We start from the raw sequence: 18,793 nt of genomic DNA on the forward strand, positions 1-18,793 counted from the left end.
CAGGGTCGCCAGCACGAGGGACAACCGTCCCAGTCAGTGAACGTCCAGGAGAGCATCGAAAGCGGGATGACCGGTGACTGACTTGCACACCCCAGACGGTCAGGTGGCCCGCGCCACCAGTCCGTCCGGCATGAACTTCGACGACTCCGTCTTCAACCGGCTGCTGCGTGAGCGCATCGTGTTCCTCGGCTCCGAGGTGAAGGACGAGAACGCCAACGCCATCTGCGCTCAGCTCCTGCTGCTGTCGGCCGAGGACCCGGAGTCCGATATCCATCTCTACATCAACTCGCCCGGCGGTTCGGTCAGCGCCGGCATGGCCATCTACGACACGATGCAGTTCGTCGAGTCCGACGTGGCCACGTACGCGATGGGGATGGCCGCGTCGATGGGCCAGTTGCTGCTGTGCGCCGGCGCGCCGGGCAAGCGGTACGCGCTGCCGCACGCTCGCGTGATGATGCACCAGCCGTCCGGTGGCATGGGTGGCACCGCCAGCGACATCGCGATCCAGGCCGAGCAGCTGCTTTACACCAAGCGGATGTTCCAGGAGCGCACCGCGTTCCACACCGGCCAGCCGTTCGAGCAGATCGAGGCCGACTCCGACCGCGACCGCTGGTTCACCGCCGAGGAGGCCCGCGACTACGGCTTCGTCGACCACGTGATCGCCGGCGCTCGGCAGGTGCCTGCCGAAGGAGCCAGCCGATGAGCCAGCAGTTCGAGGGAGCCACTGCCATGAGCGGTTTCGCGCCGGTCACCAACCGGTACATCCTGCCGTCGTTCGTCGAGCGGACGTCGTACGGCATCAAGGAGACCAACCCGTACAACCAGCTGTTCGAGGACCGGATCATCTTCCTCGGCATGCCGATCGACGACAGCGCGGCCAACGACATCATGGCCCAGCTGCTCAGCCTGGAGTCCCGCGAGCCGGACCGCGACATCCAGATCTACATCAACTCGCCCGGTGGCTCGTTCACCGCGATGACGGCGATCTACGACACCATCCAGTACGTGCGCCCCGACGTGGCGACGGTCTGCCTCGGCCAGGCCGCCTCGGCCGCCGCGGTGCTGCTCGCCGCCGGCACCCCCGGCAAGCGGATGGCGCTGGGTAACGCGCGGATGCTGATCCACCAGCCGGCCACCGAAGGCGGCTACGGCCAGGGGTCCGACATCGAGATCCAGGCCAAGGAGATCCTCCGGATGCGTACGCAGATGGAGTCGATCATCGCCAAGCACACCAACCGCACGCCCGAGCAGGTCCGCAAGGACATCGAGCGGGACCGGTTCCTCACCGCGGAGGAGGCCGTCGAGTACGGCCTGATCGACCAGATCCTGGAGCCGAGGAAGGCCAACCAGCTCACCGCGGCCAAATAATCGCCGAGTCCCGACGCGCGAGGCGAAGAAGGACTCGGCCTACGGCGTCGGACGAGGTACGGTCTGTTAAAGGTTCGACACCGCGCCGGCCACCGGCCGCCGGTCCGCACGCCAGCGGACCGCCGGACGGACCGGCCCGGCATGACATCCGGCCTTGCCTGGCCGGCCACGACTGAGATGGGGTTCGTCAGTGGCACGCATCGGCGATGGCGGCGATCTGCTCAAATGCTCGTTCTGCGGCAAGTCGCAGAAGCAGGTGAAGAAGCTGATCGCCGGCCCCGGTGTGTACATCTGCGACGAGTGCATCGACCTGTGCAACGAGATCATCGAGGAAGAGCTCTCCGAGTCCTCCGACCTCAAGTGGGACGAGCTGCCCAAGCCGATCGAGATCTGTGAGTTCCTCGACTCGTACGTGGTCGGCCAGGACAGCGCCAAGCGCGCGCTCGCGGTCGCGGTCTACAACCACTACAAGCGCGTACAGGCGGAGAGCTCGGCACACCGCACCAACGCCGAGCAGGTGGAGCTGGCCAAGTCCAACATCCTGCTGATCGGCCCGACCGGCTGCGGCAAGACGCACCTGGCGCAGACGCTGGCCAAGATGCTCAACGTGCCGTTCGCGATCGCCGACGCGACCGCGCTCACCGAGGCCGGCTATGTCGGTGAGGATGTCGAGAACATCCTGCTCAAGCTGATCCAGGCGGCCGACTACGACGTGAAGCGCGCCGAGACCGGCATCATCTACATCGACGAGGTCGACAAGATCGCCCGCAAGTCGGAGAACCCGTCGATCACTCGTGACGTGTCCGGCGAGGGCGTCCAGCAGGCGCTGCTGAAGATCCTGGAGGGCACCACCGCGAGCGTGCCGCCGCAGGGTGGCCGTAAGCATCCGCACCAGGAGTTCATCCAGATCGACACCACCAACGTGCTGTTCATCGTCGGTGGTGCGTTCGCCGGCCTGGAGAAGATCATCGAGCAGCGGGTCGGCCGCAAGGGGATCGGCTTCGGCGCCGAGATCCGCTCCAAGACCGAGCTGGACGACGTGTACGCCGAGGTCATGCCGGAGGACCTGCTCAAGTTCGGGATGATCCCGGAGTTCATCGGCCGGCTGCCGGTCATCACCAGCGTCCGCAACCTCGACCGCGACTCGCTGGTCAAGATCCTCACCGAGCCGCGCAACGCGCTGATCAAGCAGTACGCGCGGCTGTTCGAGCTGGACGGCGTGGAGCTGGAGTTCAGCGACGACGCGCTGGAGTCGGTCGCCGACCAGGCGATCCTGCGCGGCACCGGCGCGCGTGGCCTGCGCGCCATCCTCGAAGAGGTGCTGCAGTCGGTGATGTACGAGATCCCGTCCCGGTCGGACGTGGCGCGCGTGGTGATCACCGGCGACGTGGTGCTGTCGCACGTGAACCCGACCATCGTGCCGCGTGATCAGCTCAGCAAACGAGAGCGTCGCGACAAGTCCGCCTGAGGAGGGCCGGTCCGATGGCCCCACGCGGCGACAGCCGAGCCCAAACGGTCTCTGCCGGCACGGCGAACGCGACCGAAGACGTGCAGTCTGAGGCCGCGTCCGCCGCACCGGCAGAGACCGTTTGGATCTCGACTCTCATCCACGCGGGACCACCGGACCGGCCCTAGGTGTCCTGCGATCTCGCGCCCGCGCGCACGCGGGTGATGCCTCCTGCGCCGCTGGTCGGCTGTTTCGCCACGATGGTGGCGATGGGGCTGCTGATCTCCGCGCTCGGTCCGCTGTTGCCGGTGATCCGGGGCGAGTTCCAGATCGGACCGCAACTGGCCGGCTTCCTGGTCGCCGGCAACCCTCTCGGCTGCATCGCCGGCACTCTGCTCAGCATGCTGCTCAGCCACCGGATCGCGGCGCGCTGGCTGCTCGTCGGCACCGGCCTGACGCTCGCTCTGGGGTTGCTCGGCGCGGCGCTCGCGCCGGCCTGGTGGCTGCTGTTCGCGGCGTTCGTGGTGATGGGGATCGGTTACGGCGCGGGGACCAACCTGGTCAACGGTGTCGTCGCCGTCGCGTACGGTTCGCGCGCCGCCGGTGTGCTCAACCTGATGAACGGCGTCTTCGGTGTCGGCGCGGTGGTCGGTCCGTTCGTCGTCAGCCTGGTCGGCGGCTCGCGGCTGGCCTACCTCCCGTACGTGCTGGTGGCGCTGCTCGCCGCCGTGCTGATGTGGCGGCTGCCGTCGTCGTACGCGACCGCCGCCTCGCCTGAGCCCGATGCGCGCAGGGTGGCTCCGCGGCCGGCGTGGGGGAGGCTCGCGGCCACGGCCGCGATGCTCGGCGCGTACACGGCCACCGAGGTCTCCGCGAGCAGCTTCGCCACCACGCACGTGCTGGCCACCGGCGTGAGCGTCGACGCGGCCGTACGCGCGACCGCGATGTTCTACATCGGCCTGGCCGCCGGCCGGCTGCTGGTCTCACCGGTCGCCAGCCGGATAGGCTCCGGCCGGCTCATGCTCATCTGCGCGGCGCTGGCGTCGGGGTGCCTGGTGCTGGCCTGGGTCGCGCCGCTCGGCGGCCTCACGTACGTGCTGGTCGGTGCCGCGATGGGGCCGGTGTTTCCGACGGTGCTGGCGTGGGTGAGCGAGCAGGCGTTCGGTCGTAACGCGCTGCCGGTCGTACTCACCGCCGCCAACGTCGGTGGACTCATCCTGCCGCCGCTGATCGGAACGGTGATCGCCGCGGTCGGTGCTGCGGCCGCACCTTTGCCGATGGCGGTATCTGTCGGCCTGTCGGCGGTGTTGATCGCCGTCGTCACGTCCGCACGTGGCCGCGTGGCGAACACCTGACGCACCGATATTTTTTAGCGCTCAACTATGTTGAGCTGCGGCAACGCTCGAGAAGTTTCCGCCGGCTCACGCTCTTCGCCAGATAGCATTGGCCAAATTCAGCCTGCCGCGCGTATCTTCGGCTGGTCCAGTCGGCATATGATGCGGAGGTAACGAAAAATGAGTGTCGCGGAAATGGTGCGTGCGTGGAAGGACGAGGATTATCGTCTGAGCCTGCCGGCTGATGCGCTGCCTGAGCACCCCGCCGGGGTCGTCGAGTCGGAGCTTTACGCGAGCACCGGCAAGTCGCTGAACACCTGCGAACATCGGTCCAGCTGCGGCCGCATCTGCAGCGCCTGAGTCCGGTGTCCGATCACCCGGCGCCGCGTCCCGGCGCCGGGTGGTTGGAATGAGCGCGAAAGGCGGAGGATGGATTTCCTGTCGCTGCGGTCGGCGGCCGCTCAGGCCGTACCGTTGGACGGTCGTACGGCCGTCGAGCCACCGGCCGAGGCTGACTGGAGTCGCGCGGACCGCCGGCTGGCGCGGTGGCGTGGCCAGGAGCCGTTCGCGCGCGACGACTGGTTCGACCGCCGGTTGGCGCAGGCCAACCTCGACCAGGCCGCGCTGCGAGCGCAACTCGCCGGTGCGCGACCGGCTGCCGGCGAGGCCTGGATCGACCGGCTGATCAGCTCGTTCGGTCACTCACCTGCGCCGATTCCGGCGGAGCACGCGTTTGCGACACCGGTCGCGCGGCTGGTGGCCATGGCCTGCGAACAGGTGCCGCGCGCCGAGCTCTTCGTGTCGGCGTTGACCGGTGAGCTGCATGCAATGGCGGCCCGCACGATGGTGCTGGAGCTCAACGTCGCCAGGGTGACCGGACAGCTGACCGCGGACACATCGCAGGGCCGGTTCGCCGAGTTCGTCGACTCGCTCGCGGATCCGCCGGTGGCCGTACGCCTGCTGACCGAATATCCGGTCCTGGCGCGGCAGCTGACCCTCGCGACCGATGCGTGGATACGCAACAGCCGGCTGCTGCTGGAGCGGCTGTCCGCCGATCTGCCGCGGCTGCGTGCCGCCTTCGGTGACCTCGGCAAACTGTCCACTGTGGACATCGGGCTCGGCGACCGGCACCGCGGTGGCCAGACCGTCGCGCGGCTTGGCTTCGACAGCGGAAAGCGGTTGATGTACAAGCCGCGTCCGGTCGACGTCGACGTACATTTCCAGCGATTGTTGGAATGGCTCAACGGACACCTGGATCTCCGGCTTCGTACGCTCGCCGTCGTGCCGCGCGACGGCTACGGCTGGGTCGAGCACGTGACCGCGTATCCGTGCACGGACGACGCCGAGATTCACCGCTTCTACTGGCGCAGTGGTGCCTTGCTGGCCGCACTGCATCTGCTGGAGGCGACCGACATGCACGGACAGAACATGATCGCGGCTGGCGACCAGCCGGTGATCGTGGACCTGGAGACGTTGCTGCAGCCGGAGTTTCTGGACCCGCCGAAGCGGCTGTCGGAGGCCGAGCGGCTCGCGTACGCCGACAACGCGCATTCGGTGCTGCGGATCGGAATCCTGCCGTATCGAGTGTGGGTGGAGGAGGGACACGACGGCGCTGACCTGTCGGCGCTGGGATGGACGCCAGGTGTCCGCGCGCCGCGCGACTCCGCCGAGCTGGTGGACGCACAGACCGACCGGATGCGGATCGACTATCTGGCGACCAAGCTGGAGGACACGCTTGCGCGACCGGTCGCCGATGGCGAGCCGATCGATCTGCTTGACCAGATTTCCGCTCTGGACAACGGCTTCACCACAACGTACGGCGTGTTTGCGGCTCACCGCGAGGAAGTCCGCGCGTTGCTGCGGGTTTTCGCCGATGACGAGGTGCGGGTTTTGCGGCGCGACACGCTGGAATACGCGAGCCTGCTGCGCACCGGCTTCCATCCGGATCTGCTGCGCGACGCGTTGGACCGCGACCGGCATTTCGACCGGCTGTGGTCGGCGGCCGCCGCCGACACTGCGATGCTGCCGTTCGTGCCGTACGAACGACAGGACTTGTGGGACAACGACATTCCGGTGTTCACGATGCGGCCGGATGGCGTCCACGTACGCGCATCCGGTGGTGATGCCTTCGACATGGTCTGTGAAGGGCCGCCGATGACGGCGGTGCTGGGAAAACTCGACCGGCTCGGTGACGCCGACCTGGACCGGCAGCGCCGCTATCTGCGGTCGGCGGTCGCCGCTGGTCGGCCTGGCGGCGCGGAGGAGGCGAACTCGCCGCATTACTTGTACCAGCCTGGAGATCCGGCGAAACTGGTCGAACGCGCTCTCGAGCACGCACGCGGCGCGGCCGACGAACTGATGCACTGGGCCTATCGCGGCGCGGCCGACCTGGCGTGGACCGGTCCCAACCTGACACCGTCCGGTGGCTGGGTGGTCGCGCCACTCGGCCCGGATTTCTACAGTGGCACCAGCGGAATCGCGCTGTTCCTCGACAGTTTCGCGCGCGTCACAGGTGATGGCGCGGACGCGGCTTCGGCCGCGCTGGTCACCCTCGACCTGCAGATCCGCCGGCGGCTTGACCGGATGATCTCCGGATTTTCCTCGGCCGGCGGGGTTCTCTACGCCCTCGCCCGGTTGGCCGGCCGGTGGCCGGTCGCGGACGAGTTGGCCGGCCTGGTGTTGGAGCGGATCGCCGAGCTGATCGACGACGACGAGACCTACGACCTCATGGGCGGCTGCGCGGGAAACATCGGCGGTCTGGCCGCCTGGCACGCGGTGCGTCCGGATGACCGGGTGGTCGCGCTCGTACGCGCGTGTGCCGACCACCTCGCCGCGACAGCGGTTGCGCAACAGACCGGAGTCGGTTGGATCCCGGCACCGCTGCGTGAGCGCGTTTCGCGGCCGTTGGCGGGATTCGGGCACGGCGCCGCCGGCATCGCCTGGTCGCTGGACAAGGCGGCCGGCCTCCTCGGCGACCCGCGCTGTCGAGAGCTCGCGGCCGACGCGCTGGCGTACGAGCGGACGCTTTTCCTGCCGGAGTCGGGAAACTGGCTGGACGTACGGGATGAGGGCGACCGGCGGCCGCTGGTCGCCTGGTGCCACGGTGCCGCCGGCATCGGACTGTCCAAAGTGGACATGGCGATGGACGGCCCGGAGCTCGAGGCCGCGGCGGCGTCCGTACGCGGCTCGTTCGGGCGCAACTTTTCCCTGTGCCACGGCGATCTCGGCAACCTCGACCTGCTGTTGTCGATGCCCGGCGCGGACTGGCGGCCAGCGGCCGCCGGCGTACTCGACGGACTGGACCGCGAGGGCTTCCTGACCGGCATGCCGCGCGGCGTGGCGACCCCGTCGCTGATGACCGGCCTCGCCGGGATCGGCTATGGATTGCTCCGGATCGCCGCACCTGACGTGGTGCCTTCGGTGCTGCGGATGGAGATCTGACACCTTCGCCGCACGAGTGCGCTACGGTCGGTGTCGACGCGGTGGCCACTGGTGCGGGGAGGTGTCGGCATGGGATCGCCGGTGTCGTACTTCGTCGACCGGCAGGAGTTGCTGGACCAGGTCGAGCGCATCATGGACGACGCGGTGGCGGCTGGCGAATGTGCGTACGTGCATTTGTACGGTCCGAGCGGCATCGGCAAGACCGAGTTCACTCGTGAGCTGGAGAAGCGGCTGCGCCCTCGTTTCGCCGGCCCTGCCGTCCGGGTTGAGCTCGCCACGGTCACCGGACCGGACCGGCACGCCGAATATCTGCGCGCCGCGCTGCTCTGCCTCGGCGCCGATCCCGCGGACCTGACCGACAACGTCCCCATCCTGGTCAGCCGGCTGCACACGGCCATGCACGGCAGTCGCCGGCTGCTGGTGCTCGACGGCGTGGCCGGTGCGGCAATCGCCGAGATGTTGCGATTCGACGCGCCAGGCAGCCTCATTGTGCTGGTCAGTCAGGAGAGGTGGGAACATCCGCCGGCCTGGTTCCACCAGATCGCTGTGCCGGAGCTGAAACCGGTCGACTCGGCCGAGTTGTTGACCCGGCGGCTGGCGTGGCATGGCCGCAGCTGCCCCGACGGCGTACGCACCGCGCTGCTCTCGCGCGCCGCCGGTTTTCCGCTGCTGGTCGGCATCGGCGCCGAAACGCTTGCCAGCATGGGAAACCGGGACGCCGAGCGGCTTTTCGACACGGTGTTCGAGGGGGCCGTGCGAGCCAGTTTCGAGAAAATCTACGGTGATGCGTACGACCGGCTGGCCGCCGAGGAGCAGCGAGCCTATCGGCTGTTGTCGGTGCATCCCGTCCGGCTGATGCCGACCGAGGCGGCGGCGGTGTTGTTCGACCGCGACCTGGCCACCAGCTTTGGCCTGCTCAGGCGGCTCGAGGACAAGAGCCTGCTGACCCGATCCGGCAACGATTGGCTCTTTCTCAGCAGTGCCTGGCAGGACGCCGACGCGCGGCGGAAGGCCGAGGACGACGAAGCACCGGTCGTCCGTCGGATGATCGAGTGGTATCTGCGGACCACCGCGTCGTACGAGCTGGTGCTTTCCGCGCGCTGGCGAGTGGCAGCGATTTTCGCCGCGATCCAGGCGGCGGCGGTCACCCGGCAGGAAGCGATGGACCGGCTGGAGGAGAGCCGGCCGGCGTTGTCTTTGTTGGTACGAAAGGCAGTCGAGCACGACTGGCCGGAGTTGGCGGCGGCTCTGTGCGAGGCCATGTGGAGCCTGCTGAGCCTGCGTAACCACACCGACGACTGGTTGGCCACACACGAAATGGCGCTGTCGGCTGTCGGAGAGACGGCCCTGGCCGCACATCTGCATCTTCAGCTTGTCGCACTTTTCGTACGATCGCACGAGCTTGACCGCGCGGAGCGCAGCCTCGAGCGAGCGGAGCGCATCACTCGCCAGACCGGTCACGTATTCTGCGCGCAGAGCTGCCTGGAATGGCGCGCACGCCTGCAGCGCGAGCGCGGCGATTTCGCCGATGCCGCGCGGCTTTACCGTGACTGCCTGGCGTTCACCGAGCAGCACATCACCGACCCTGCCGCACGGGCGCGAGCTGTCGCGATGGTGCATTTCCACCTCGGCCGGCTGTACAAGGCCTGGCCCGGCCATGCGGTCGAGGCGCTGGCCGAGTTCGCCGCCGCGGACGGCTTCTTCAGCAACAGCACGGACCGCGACAACCACGCCAACATCCGGTTGGAGGTGGCGGAGTCCCACGCCGAGACCGGCCGGGAATTCGAGGCGTACCAGGCGGCTCAGGAAGCGCTGTCGATTTTTGTCGAGCAGAAGGCTGTCGACCTGGTGAAACGGACGCTGAGCTTGCTGATCCGGCTGGCCGCCGCGCTTGGCGATCACCAGGCCGAAGTGGAATATCGGCGCCAGCTCAGAGATCTCGAAGGATCAGCTGGCAGCTGAGATCGCCGGCCGAGACCGTCACGCCGTCTCGCGCCGTGTCGAACCACAGTGCCGAAACGGCCGCCTCGGCCGGAAACGGTGCCGGCACATCGATCGCGACCGTCTTTTCACGCGTACGCACAAAACATCGGCCGCCGCCGACAACGGCTGTGGCGAAGCTGCCAGGATGTGCCGCGCGCAGGCGATCGAGAGCATCCTCGACGGAGCCGGTGAGATCTTCGGCGTGACAGAAGACAATGTCGGCGTTGTCGACCAGTGCGCGTACCGGATGGTCGGCGTGGCACACGAGGTGAGCGGCCTGCGGCGGTTGCGCTGCCAATGGCAGTCCACTGTAGACATCGGCCGGACGACGGACCAGCTGGATGCGATTGCCGGTCATGGTGCCGGTGACGTACGTCGCGGTGACGCCAGGACGATCCGAGGTGCTCGGCACTGGCAGCAGGTGCAGTGGCGGATCGGCGGCCGGCTCGTCCAGCTCCATCAGTCGATATGCCGTCGCCCGGAGCCGGCGCAGGGCCGCACCCGGCGCCGAGGTGATCATCTCGGCGAGATCTTTCCATTGTCCAGGTCGAAAGTCGGCGATCGTACGCTCGATCTGATCAGCCAGCGAGTGGCCGGCGTGCAGGCGTGGTGCGTTGCGTCCCAGCAATTCGACTGGTGTGCCAGCGGCGACGTCCTCGGCCGGAAAGGCGGCCAGTGCCAGTGGTTTGTCGAGGGCCGTCGCGTACGTCGTGACCGCTCCGTGGTCACCGACGACACAGTCGGCGGCGATCAGCGCGGCCCGCCAACCTTCCAGCGGTGGCACCAAAATCAGGCCGGCGCGCTGGCAGTCGGCCAGCCAGCTGCGTAACTGGACATGGCCGTGCGCGTACCAGACATGTGGATGCATCACCGCGGCCACTCGATCGCGGTCGAGGTCGAGCTCGGCCAGCAGCTGGCGGAAAAACTCCGGCCACGTACCGAAAAGTGAGCGTTCCCACCACGTCGAGGAGACGACGATCAGGCGTTGTCCCCTGGTCACGCCAAACGCGCGGCGAAACCGGTCGCGGTGTCCGGCGCTGGCGATGATGCGGTCATGGCACGGATCGCCGACGACGACCGCCGAGTCGACGGCCTGCGGCACCGCCTCGGCGAGTCGGGCCAGGTCAGCGGAATGCGGAAGTGCGATGGCCGCCGCGTACGGCTGGCCGTCGTGCAGCAGCCACTGCGGAGAAAGGCCATAGGTCGCGCGGTTGCCGGTTGCCGGTTGCCGGTTGCCGGTTGCCGGTTGCCGGTTGCCGGGAGAATTCTTAGTATATCCTATTCCGTGCGATAACAGGACAACTGGCGCGTTGATCTCGTGCAGATTTCCGCTGTGTGCGGCCGCGATCGCCAGGTCGAATTCGGAATGCAATGCCTGCGTCCAAGGAATGACCGCGGCGCCGAGATCGGCGAGCACGGTGTCGACTCCGGCGCTGACCGCCGAGTGGCCCGGTGTCGTGAAGACCACCTGGACGCGCAGGTCCGACTCGAAGATCGGCAGCACGTCCAGAAGCCTGGTCGCCGTGGTCACCGTGTGGACGACGACCAGCACGGTGCGTTTCGGCTGGATCGTCCGCCAGCGCGCCGCCTGCAGGCCCACCGGCACCTTGGTCCAGGTGTCCACGGCGGTGCCTTTCTGCTGGTCGGAGGTTGCCTCCACCCTAGCCTCGCAGTGGCCGGGCGCGGCGAGGGTACGGTGAGGCAACCGGACGATTTGGGGGGAACACATGAGGAATCGCCTCGCGCTGAGCGCGGTGGCCGCGCTGGCGGCGATGACGATGCTGGTCAGTGGCTGTGGACCAAGCAAGACGACGGCATCCGGGACGACCGTGACACCCAGCGTGGCCTCGACCGCGGCTGGTGCGGGCTGCCGGAGCGTCGGCACGATCAAGTTCGACAAGACCAAGTTCGTGCTGCACGCCGGTCTGGCCTTCGGCGCCTTTCATCACTGGGTCTGGAAGCCGTTCAAGAACCACGCGTTCCAGAAAGGCCAGAAGGGCCGGATCACCGCGCTGGTCAAGGCCGCGCTGGCGACCGCGTTCACCATCCACGAGCTGAAGGTCGCCAAGGCCGACGCCGAGTCCAGTCCGACGTTGTGCAAGCTCGTCGCGCCGCTGGACAACGCCGGCGCGTACCTGTCCGGCCTGGCCGGCAAGGTGCGCAACGGCAGTGTCAGCGACGCGGAGCTGAGCTCGGCGAACAGCCAGATCAACGGCGCGCAGACCGGCGCGGCGGCGGACGGCGCCGCGGCTCCCGACCAGGTGCCGACCGACCGGCAGCTGGCCAGCGGCGGCGCCTGACCGTCGGCGCTGCCGGTACGGTGCGGCCTATGGAGATCTGGGTCGCCGTGATCACCGGCGCGACAGCGCTGCTCGCCGCATTCGTCGGTGTGGTCGCCACGCTCATCGGCGCGTTGGTCACCGACCGCGGCGCGCAGCGTCGGGAGGAGGACGCTCGCGCCGAGCGCCGCAACCACACCGCACGCGAGGCATACGTACGCTTTCTCGCCGCGCTGGGCGATCCGCGCGACCTCGACGCGCTCAACCGCGCCGCCGCGGACGTCGAGCTGCTCGCGCCCGCGCCGGTGATCGACGCCGTACGCGCGACCATCGGCAAGGCGCAGCGCCTCAACCACCTCCTGGCCGTCGACGACTCGTCGAGCCGCGCCGTAGAGGAGGCATCCACGGACCTCGACGCCGCTCGTGCGACGGTCCGCGACGCCATGCGCGGCGACCTCGGCAGGTGAACCCGCACTTATCACACCCCCGCGGATTTCGTCGTTTTCCCGCAGTTCACCAGGCTGGCGTACGGAAAATACGCGCTGCGCGACGATGTCACGGATCAGTTGAGCGCGATACGCGCGCTGCTGGCCACACGGCCGGCGGACACGACGGTCAGCCATGGATCGGCGTTGCGCCTCCTGGGGTGTTTGCTGCCATGGGAGCTGGACAACGACAAGACATTGCATGTCGCGGTCCCGCCTGGTGTCAGCTATCCGAAGGTGTCCAGTGTGACCGCGCATTGGCAGCGCATCGAGCCATGCGACCGCTGCGTCGTTCGCGGCATTCCGATCACCGGCCCGGCGCGCACATTCCTCGACGTCGCGCGGCACGTACAGCCGGAATCGCTTGTCGTCGTCGGCGACGCCCTTCTCAGCGCCGGCTTGACAACGGTTGAGGATCTGGCCACGGCCGTCCAAGCGGCGTATCGGCGGCGTGGTGCCTGGCTTGCCAGAACAACCGTGCCGTTGTTGGACAGGGGTGGTCAGTCGCCGCCGGAAGCGTTTTGCGGTTTCGCATCGTGATGGCTGGTCTGCCTGCGCCGCAAGCGCAGTGTCCGGTCTACACCGGGTCGGGACAGCTGCTGGCCCATGTCGATCTCGGCTGGCCGCAGTGGCGGGTCGCGGTCGAATACGAAGGTCGCCAGCACGCGGAGGACGGGCAGTTCGGCTACGACGTGGGGCGCTACACGCGGCTCCCCGCAGAGGGCTGGTTGGTCCTGCGCGCCAGCCGGGCCGATCTCGCCGGCGGAAGTCAGCGCTTTCTCGCGCTGGTACGGCGCACGCTCGTCAGCCGAGGCGCGTCGTCCATTGACGTCCGCTAGTAGGCCCGCCAAATGTCCGATTTGCCGCGTCTCGGCGGGCCAACTAAACGACCTCAACGAGCGGCTACCGCAACGACCATTCGCCGGCGTCCATGACCGGGTGGTAGCCGACCTCCTGATAGATCTTGTTCGACGTCGGGTTGGCCAGGTCGGTGAACAGGCAGCACGCCTTCGCGCCACCGGCCAGGGTGTCGGCCGACACCGCGGCCACCAGCGCACCGGCATAGCCGCGCCGCCGCCGCGACGGCGGCGTGTAGACGAAGCCGATGCGGGACACGCCGGCGGCCAACGGAGTACGGCTGGCGCTCGCCACCGGTTCGCCGTCGTCCTGCCACAGCCAGATCAGGCCACCGGCCTCGATTCGCCGCCGCAGGCTTTCGGCCGGCTGGCCCTCCGCGTCGAGCTCGGTGGCAAAGGCGGCCTGCCAGTCGACGACCAGCTCGAGGTCGTCCGCGCCGGCCAGCCGCGCGTGACCTGGTACGCCGACCGGCGCGGTGACCGCGTCCAGCTGGTAAAGCCTCAGCTCGCGCGTCTGCGACGACCGGCGGCCGGCGGCGGTCCAGGCCTCGATGAACGCGGACCCGGACAGCACCGAGCCGGTGAGAGCCGGCGGATCGACCTCGGAGCGTACGCACCAGTCGGCGACGGCGGCCGCCGCGGCGGGCGACATGAAGGACAGGCCAAGCCGGTGTGGCGGCGTACGCCAGGCGACACCGGCGAGCGAGCCGTCGTCAGCGAGCACACGCAGCCACAACGCGTCGTCAGGACACGGCATGAGGCCGGTGGCGGCGGCGGAGATCACCGTGTACGCAACGGTGTTGCGAACGGGGTCAGCGGCGAGCCAGTCCAGCACGAGGTCGGCGTGTGCGGTCACGTCCTCGTCTCGGATGCAGTGCATACGGTCAAGGATCGTCAGCGCCGCAGGATCTCCGCCACCGGTTTTCCGCTGCCGGTCGAGTGCGTGCCGGCGCTGTGGTCCGGGCCGCTCAGCCAGCTGACCAGCAACCCGACCAGGGTGACGGTGAGAATGCCGCCGGCCAGCACGAACAGTGTCCTGGTCATCCGGGACGGTCCGCGAAGGAACAGCCGCCACGACATCACGCCGATCGCGGCGACCAGCAGCACGGCGATCGCTGCGTTTTGCATGGGGTAGATGCCCTGCATTGTCTGCTCGCGGTTCTCCGTAGACTTCAAGGTGTGACAACCACGGCCGACACCAGCGCGCGCACCGACCTCCCGCCACAGTATTCTCCCACGGCGGTAGAAGGACCTGCTTATGAGCGCTGGGTAACAGCCGGCTACTTCCATGCCGACGAGAAATCCGACCGCGAGCCATACTGCATCGTCCTGCCGCCACCGAACGTGACCGGCAGCCTGCACATCGGCCACGCGCTCGACCACACCCTGCAGGACGTGCTGATCCGCCGCCGGCGGATGCAGGGCTACGAGGCGCTCTGGCAGCCCGGCATGGACCACGCCGGCATCGCCACCCAGAACGTGGTGGAGAAGCAGCTCGCCCAGGAGGGCAAGTCCCGCCACGACCTCGGCCGCGAAGCGTTCGTACGCCGCGTCTGGGAGTGGAAGCAGGAGTACGGCGGCCGGATCCTCGGCCAGATGCGCCGGCTCGGCGACTCGGTCGACTGGGAACGCGAGCGGTTCACCATGGACGAGGGCCTGTCCCGCGCCGTGCTGACGATCTTCAAGCGGCTGTACGAGGACGGCCTGATCTATCGCGCCGAGCGCATCATCAACTGGTGCCCGCGCTGCATGACGGCGCTGAGCGACATCGAGGTCGAGCACAGCGACGACGACGGCGAGCTGGTCTCCATCCGGTACGGCGACGGCGACGCGTCGATTGTCGTCGCCACAACCCGAGCCGAGACGATGCTCGGTGACACGGCCGTCGCCGTACACCCCGACGACGAGCGTTACCAGCACCTGGTCGGCACCGAGGTCGAGCTGCCGCTCACCGGCCGCCGCATCCCGGTCGTCGCCGACGCGCACGTCGACCCGAGTTTCGGCACCGGTGCGGTGAAAGTCACGCCAGCGCACGATCCCAACGACTTCGAGATCGGCCAGCGGCACGACCTGCCGGCGCTGGCGATCATGGACGAGCGCGGCATCATCACCGCCAAGGGGACGTTCGAGGGCCTGGACCGGTTCGAGGCGCGGCCGGCGGTGGTCGCCGCACTGCGCGAGGACGGCCGGATCGTCGCCGAGAAGCGGCCATACGTGCACGCCGTCGGCCACTGCTCGCGCTGCGGCACGGTCGTCGAGCCGCGGCTTTCCAAGCAGTGGTTCGTGAAAACCGAGCCGCTGGCGCGAGCCGCCGGCGACGCCGTGCGCGACGGCCGGGTGACGATCCACCCACAGTCGCTGGAAAAGCGGTACTTCGACTGGGTCGACAACATGCACGACTGGTGCATCTCGCGGCAGCTGTGGTGGGGTCACCGGATCCCGGTCTGGTACGGACCGGACGGCACGATGCGCTGCGTCGGCCCCGACGAGGAGCCGCCGGGCGACGGCTGGACGCAGGACGCGGACGTACTCGACACCTGGTTCTCCTCGGCGCTCTGGCCGTTCTCGACGCTCGGCTGGCCGGACGAGACCGCCGCGCTGGAGAAGTTCTATCCCAACTCGGTGCTGGTCACCGGCTACGACATCCTGTTCTTCTGGGTCGCCCGGATGATGATGTTCGGCCTGTACGCGATGAAAGACCAGACGAGCAGCCCTGCCGTGCCTTTCAGGCACATCGCGCTGCACGGGCTCGTACGCGACCAGTACGGCAAGAAAATGTCGAAGTCGCGCGGAAACGTCGTCGATCCGATGGAGTGGATCGAGGAGTACGGCGCGGACGCGCTGCGGTTTTCGTTGGCGCGCGGCGCGAATCCCGGCGCCGACCAGGCGATCAGCGCCGACTGGGTCGGTGGTGCGAGAAACTTCTGCAACAAGATCTGGAACGCGACCCGGTTCGCGATCGCCAACGGTGCCACCGTCGGCGACATCCCGGCCGAGCTGTCCACAGTGGACCGTTGGATCCTTTCCCGGCTGCACAAGACAATCGCCGAGGTCGACGCGATGCTGGAGGACTTCCAGTTCGCCAAGGCGTCCGAGGCGCTCTATCACTTCGCCTGGGACGAGGTCTGCGACTGGTATCTGGAGCTGGCCAAGCCGGCCTTGCAGGGTCCGACCGCCGACGCGACTCGCGCGGTGCTCGGCAATGTGCTGGACACGCTGCTGCGCGTGCTGCATCCGGTCATCCCGTTCGTCACCGAGGAGCTGTGGCGCGCGCTGACCGGCGGCGAGAGCGTGGTGGTCGCCGCGTGGCCGCAGCCTGACCCGGGGACGTACGCCGATGCCGGCGCCGAGGCGAGAGTGGCGGCGCTGCAGGAGATCGTCACCGAGGTCCGCCGCTTCCGCGCGGAGCAGGGGCTCAAGCCCGGTCAGCGGGTCGCCGCCCGGCTGGTCGGCATCGAGGACAGCGACCTGGCCGACCAGGTCGGCGCGCTGCGCGCGTTGCTGCGGCTGACCGAGCCGGAGGACGGCTTCCACGCGACGGCCGCGCTGCCCGTACGCGGGCTGAAGGTCGAGCTCGACCTGTCCGGCGCCATCGACGTCGCGGCCGAGCGTGCCCGCCTCGGCAAGGACCTGGCGGCGGCGGAGAAGGAGCAGAAGCAAAACTCGGCCAAGCTGGCCAACGCGTCGTTCATCGAGAAGGCGCCGGACGCGGTGGTGGCCAAGGTGAAGGACCGGCTGGCCACCGCGGAGGCCGACATCGCGCGGATCACCGCGCAGCTGGAGGGGTTGCCGTCAGCGTGATGGCAAAACGCAAGGACGACGCCCGGAAGGCCTCCGAGCAGCTGGAAGAGGTGCTGGCCGCGCTGCAGGCACGCGGCCAGGGCCGGATGCTGCCGGACCGGACGCGGATCGTCGAGCTGCTCGACCTGCTCGGCAACCCGCAGAAGGCGTATCCGGCGATCCACCTGACCGGCACGAACGGCAAGACCTCGACGGCGCGGATCATCGACTCGCTGTTGCGCGCGCAGGGCCTGCGGGTCGGCCGCTACACCAGCCCGCACCTGGACAGCCCGGCCGAACGGATCAGCCTGGACGGCGAGCCGATCGACCCGGAGCGGTTCGTCGCCGCCTATCGCGACGTCGCGCCGTACGTGCAGCTGATGGACGAGCGCAACGCCGACCCGGTCACCTACTTCGAGCTGATGACCGCGATGGCCTTCGCCGCCTTCGCCGACGCGCCGGTCGACGTGGCCGTCGTCGAGGTGGGGCTCGGCGGCACCTGGGACGCCACCAACGTCATCGACGCCGGCGTCGCGGTCGTCACGCCGATCGGCCTCGACCACGTGGAGCTGCTCGGTCCGACGATCGCCGACATCGCCAAGGAGAAGGCCGGCATCATCCACGAAGGCGCGACCGTCGTGACCGCCGTACAGCCGGCCGAGGCCGCCGAGCCACTGCTGCGCCGCGCGGTCGACGTCGGCGCGACCGTCGCGCGCGAGGGCCAGGAGTTCGGCGTCGTCGAGCGGCAGATCGCGGTCGGCGGCCAGATGCTGTGGCTGCAGGGCCTGTCGGCGCGATACGAGGAGATTTTCCTGCCGCTGCAGGGCGCTCACCAGGCGCAGAACGCGGCGCTCGCGCTGGCCGCCGTCGAGGCGTTCCTCGGCGCCGGCCGCGAGCGGTCGCTGGACGCCGACGGCGTACGCGAGGGCTTCGCCGAGGTCAGCTCGCCCGGTCGGCTGGAGCGCGTACGGACCAGTCCGACCGTGCTGCTGGACGCGGCGCACAACACGGCTGGCATGCAGGCGCTGGTCGACGCGCTTCGCGAGGAGTTCGCCTTCAGCCGGCTGGTCGCGGTGCTCGGCGTGCTGGCCGACAAGGACACCAACGGCATGCTCGAGCTGCTCGAGCCGTACGTCGACGCCGTGGTCGTCACGCAGAACAGCTCGCCGCGGGCGCTGCCGGCCGACGACCTGGCCGCGGTCGCCGTCGAGATCTTCGGCGCCGACCGGGTCGACGTGGAGCTGCGGCTCGACGACGCGATCGAGGCGGCCGTACGCCGCGTCGAGGAGGACCCGGACGCGCCGCTGGGCGGTCAGGGGGTCATCATCACCGGCTCCGTCGTGACGGTCGCCGACGCGCGGAGGCTGCTGGCCCGATGACCGACCCGGACCAGCCGCCGACGCAATCGGATTCCGATTGTAAAGACTCGTCTACTGTAGACAATCCACCGCCGACCTCCGGCCTGCGCAACCCGGCGGCCGCCGCGCGCGGTGTGGGTGCGGCGACGCTGCTGCTGGAAGCGCTGGTGCTGCTGCTCGCGCTCGTACCGCTGGTGAAGCTCTCCGGCCGCGTCTCCGGCGCGCAGATCGGCATCCTGCTCGGCCTGGTCGCGCTGTGCGTGCTGACCTGCGCGGTGCTCAAGCGCGCGTGGGGCTGGCATGTCGGCACGGTCATCCAGGTCGCGGTGATGGCGACCGGCTTCTTCAACTGGGCGCTGTTGGTGCTCGGCGTGGTGTTCCTGGCGATCTGGCTTTACGTCCTCCACGTGCGTCGCACGCTCACCCGGCCGGCCCGTTTCACGCACTGACCTGCCTGTACG

At 68.7% G+C, this 18,793-nt stretch carries 17 protein-coding genes; 14 read left to right on the forward strand and 3 right to left on the reverse strand.

All coding sequences use genetic code 11. The annotated features are described in order from the left end of the window. The first annotated feature begins 130 nt into the window (after nucleotides 1–130). The 7 genes from GNX95_RS25840 (at nucleotide 131) to GNX95_RS25870 (ending at nucleotide 9,552) form a co-directional block, all read left to right on the forward strand. Nucleotides 131–703 carry an ATP-dependent Clp protease proteolytic subunit gene (locus GNX95_RS25840; RefSeq protein ID WP_163510227.1) on the forward strand — a complete coding sequence of 191 codons (573 nt, stop codon included), beginning with the start codon at nucleotides 131–133 and terminating at the stop codon, nucleotides 701–703. After that, a complete protein-coding gene (locus GNX95_RS25845; protein WP_281356952.1) occupies nucleotides 700–1,368 on the forward strand; it encodes an ATP-dependent Clp protease proteolytic subunit in 669 nt (222 codons plus the stop codon). Before GNX95_RS25840 ends, GNX95_RS25845 begins: the two co-directional genes overlap by 4 nt. Before the next feature lie 190 nt (nucleotides 1,369–1,558). Beyond that, nucleotides 1,559–2,836, forward strand: a complete 1,278-nt coding sequence (gene clpX, locus GNX95_RS25850; protein ID WP_163509953.1) for an ATP-dependent Clp protease ATP-binding subunit ClpX — start codon at nucleotides 1,559–1,561, stop codon at nucleotides 2,834–2,836. A gap of 203 nt (nucleotides 2,837–3,039) precedes the next feature. After that, nucleotides 3,040–4,170, forward strand: a complete 1,131-nt coding sequence (locus GNX95_RS25855) for an MFS transporter (RefSeq protein ID WP_163509954.1) — start codon at nucleotides 3,040–3,042, stop codon at nucleotides 4,168–4,170. A gap of 159 nt (nucleotides 4,171–4,329) precedes the next feature. Beyond that, nucleotides 4,330–4,509 carry a mersacidin/lichenicidin family type 2 lantibiotic gene (locus GNX95_RS25860; protein ID WP_163509955.1) on the forward strand — a complete coding sequence of 60 codons (180 nt, stop codon included), beginning with the start codon at nucleotides 4,330–4,332 and terminating at the stop codon, nucleotides 4,507–4,509. A 69-nt stretch (nucleotides 4,510–4,578) separates the two neighbouring features. After that, nucleotides 4,579–7,590, forward strand: coding sequence for a type 2 lanthipeptide synthetase LanM family protein (locus tag GNX95_RS25865; protein ID WP_163509956.1), 3,012 nt, complete (start codon nucleotides 4,579–4,581; stop codon nucleotides 7,588–7,590). A gap of 69 nt (nucleotides 7,591–7,659) precedes the next feature. Next, nucleotides 7,660–9,552, forward strand: coding sequence for a hypothetical protein (locus GNX95_RS25870; protein WP_163509957.1), 1,893 nt, complete (start codon nucleotides 7,660–7,662; stop codon nucleotides 9,550–9,552). Here the strand turns inward: GNX95_RS25870 and GNX95_RS25875 are convergent. Then, nucleotides 9,521–11,233, reverse strand: a complete 1,713-nt coding sequence (locus tag GNX95_RS25875; RefSeq protein ID WP_163509958.1) for a hypothetical protein — start codon at nucleotides 11,231–11,233, stop codon at nucleotides 9,521–9,523. The two genes, GNX95_RS25870 and GNX95_RS25875, sit on opposite strands and share 32 nt — an antisense overlap. Before the next feature lie 67 nt (nucleotides 11,234–11,300). On the opposite strand from GNX95_RS25875, the gene GNX95_RS25880 reads away from it, so the two are divergent. The 4 genes from GNX95_RS25880 to GNX95_RS25895 all read left to right on the forward strand — a co-directional run bounded on the left by GNX95_RS25880 (nucleotide 11,301) and on the right by GNX95_RS25895 (nucleotide 13,176). Then, the gene (locus GNX95_RS25880) at nucleotides 11,301–11,873 is read left to right on the forward strand and encodes a hypothetical protein (protein WP_163509959.1); all 573 of its coding nucleotides are present in this window, start codon (nucleotides 11,301–11,303) and stop codon (nucleotides 11,871–11,873) included. A 29-nt stretch (nucleotides 11,874–11,902) separates the two neighbouring features. Next, a complete protein-coding gene (locus GNX95_RS25885) occupies nucleotides 11,903–12,319 on the forward strand; it encodes a hypothetical protein (RefSeq protein ID WP_163509960.1) in 417 nt (138 codons plus the stop codon). A gap of 264 nt (nucleotides 12,320–12,583) precedes the next feature. Further along, nucleotides 12,584–12,877 (forward strand): hypothetical protein, encoded by a 294-nt coding sequence (locus GNX95_RS25890; protein WP_163509961.1) that lies wholly within the window; start codon nucleotides 12,584–12,586, stop codon nucleotides 12,875–12,877. Continuing rightward, on the forward strand, nucleotides 12,859–13,176 hold the full coding sequence (locus GNX95_RS25895) for a PDDEXK family nuclease (protein ID WP_163509962.1): 318 nt from the start codon (nucleotides 12,859–12,861) through the stop codon (nucleotides 13,174–13,176). Before GNX95_RS25890 ends, GNX95_RS25895 begins: the two co-directional genes overlap by 19 nt. A gap of 64 nt (nucleotides 13,177–13,240) precedes the next feature. On the opposite strand, the gene GNX95_RS25900 is transcribed toward GNX95_RS25895, so the two are convergent. Further along, entirely contained in the window at nucleotides 13,241–14,074 is an 834-nt protein-coding gene (locus tag GNX95_RS25900; RefSeq protein ID WP_163509963.1) for a GNAT family N-acetyltransferase, read from the reverse strand. A gap of 14 nt (nucleotides 14,075–14,088) precedes the next feature. Further along, nucleotides 14,089–14,322, reverse strand: coding sequence for a hypothetical protein (locus GNX95_RS25905; RefSeq protein ID WP_163509964.1), 234 nt, complete (start codon nucleotides 14,320–14,322; stop codon nucleotides 14,089–14,091). Between the two features lie 51 nt (nucleotides 14,323–14,373). Between GNX95_RS25905 and GNX95_RS25910 the strand changes: the two genes are divergently transcribed. Genes GNX95_RS25910 through GNX95_RS25920 form a run of 3 tightly spaced genes read left to right on the forward strand, consistent with a single transcriptional unit; the run spans nucleotide 14,374 to nucleotide 18,781 of the window. Further along, nucleotides 14,374–16,995, forward strand: coding sequence for a valine--tRNA ligase (locus GNX95_RS25910; protein ID WP_163509965.1), 2,622 nt, complete (start codon nucleotides 14,374–14,376; stop codon nucleotides 16,993–16,995). Further along, entirely contained in the window at nucleotides 16,995–18,353 is a 1,359-nt protein-coding gene (locus tag GNX95_RS25915; protein WP_163509966.1) for a bifunctional folylpolyglutamate synthase/dihydrofolate synthase, read from the forward strand. Before GNX95_RS25910 ends, GNX95_RS25915 begins: the two co-directional genes overlap by 1 nt. After that, nucleotides 18,350–18,781: a DUF4233 domain-containing protein gene (locus tag GNX95_RS25920; protein ID WP_163509967.1), complete on the forward strand. Its 432-nt coding sequence runs from the start codon at nucleotides 18,350–18,352 to the stop codon at nucleotides 18,779–18,781. Before GNX95_RS25915 ends, GNX95_RS25920 begins: the two co-directional genes overlap by 4 nt. Nucleotides 18,782–18,793: the final 12 nt, after the last annotated feature.

The organism is Fodinicola acaciae (assembly GCF_010993745.1).
Taxonomy (GTDB): Bacteria; Actinomycetota; Actinomycetes; order Mycobacteriales; family HKI-0501; genus Fodinicola; species Fodinicola acaciae.

Excerpts from the sequence above, each read along its gene's own strand:
- GNX95_RS25840 (WP_163510227.1), top strand. The coding sequence starts at position 131 with ATGAACTTCGACGACTCCGTCTTCAACCGGCTGCTGCGTGAGCGCATC.
- GNX95_RS25845 (WP_281356952.1), top strand. The coding sequence starts at position 700 with ATGAGCCAGCAGTTCGAGGGAGCCACTGCCATGAGCGGTTTCGCGCCG.
- GNX95_RS25855 (WP_163509954.1), top strand. The coding sequence starts at position 3,040 with ATGCCTCCTGCGCCGCTGGTCGGCTGTTTCGCCACGATGGTGGCGATG.
- GNX95_RS25860 (WP_163509955.1), top strand. The coding sequence starts at position 4,330 with ATGAGTGTCGCGGAAATGGTGCGTGCGTGGAAGGACGAGGATTATCGT.
- GNX95_RS25865 (WP_163509956.1), top strand. The coding sequence starts at position 4,579 with ATGGATTTCCTGTCGCTGCGGTCGGCGGCCGCTCAGGCCGTACCGTTG.
- GNX95_RS25870 (WP_163509957.1), top strand. The coding sequence starts at position 7,660 with ATGGGATCGCCGGTGTCGTACTTCGTCGACCGGCAGGAGTTGCTGGAC.
- GNX95_RS25880 (WP_163509959.1), top strand. The coding sequence starts at position 11,301 with ATGAGGAATCGCCTCGCGCTGAGCGCGGTGGCCGCGCTGGCGGCGATG.
- GNX95_RS25885 (WP_163509960.1), top strand. The coding sequence starts at position 11,903 with ATGGAGATCTGGGTCGCCGTGATCACCGGCGCGACAGCGCTGCTCGCC.
- GNX95_RS25900 (WP_163509963.1), bottom strand. The coding sequence starts at position 14,074 with ATGCACTGCATCCGAGACGAGGACGTGACCGCACACGCCGACCTCGTG.
- GNX95_RS25905 (WP_163509964.1), bottom strand. The coding sequence starts at position 14,322 with ATGCAAAACGCAGCGATCGCCGTGCTGCTGGTCGCCGCGATCGGCGTG.
- GNX95_RS25915 (WP_163509966.1), top strand. The coding sequence starts at position 16,995 with ATGGCAAAACGCAAGGACGACGCCCGGAAGGCCTCCGAGCAGCTGGAA.
- GNX95_RS25920 (WP_163509967.1), top strand. The coding sequence starts at position 18,350 with ATGACCGACCCGGACCAGCCGCCGACGCAATCGGATTCCGATTGTAAA.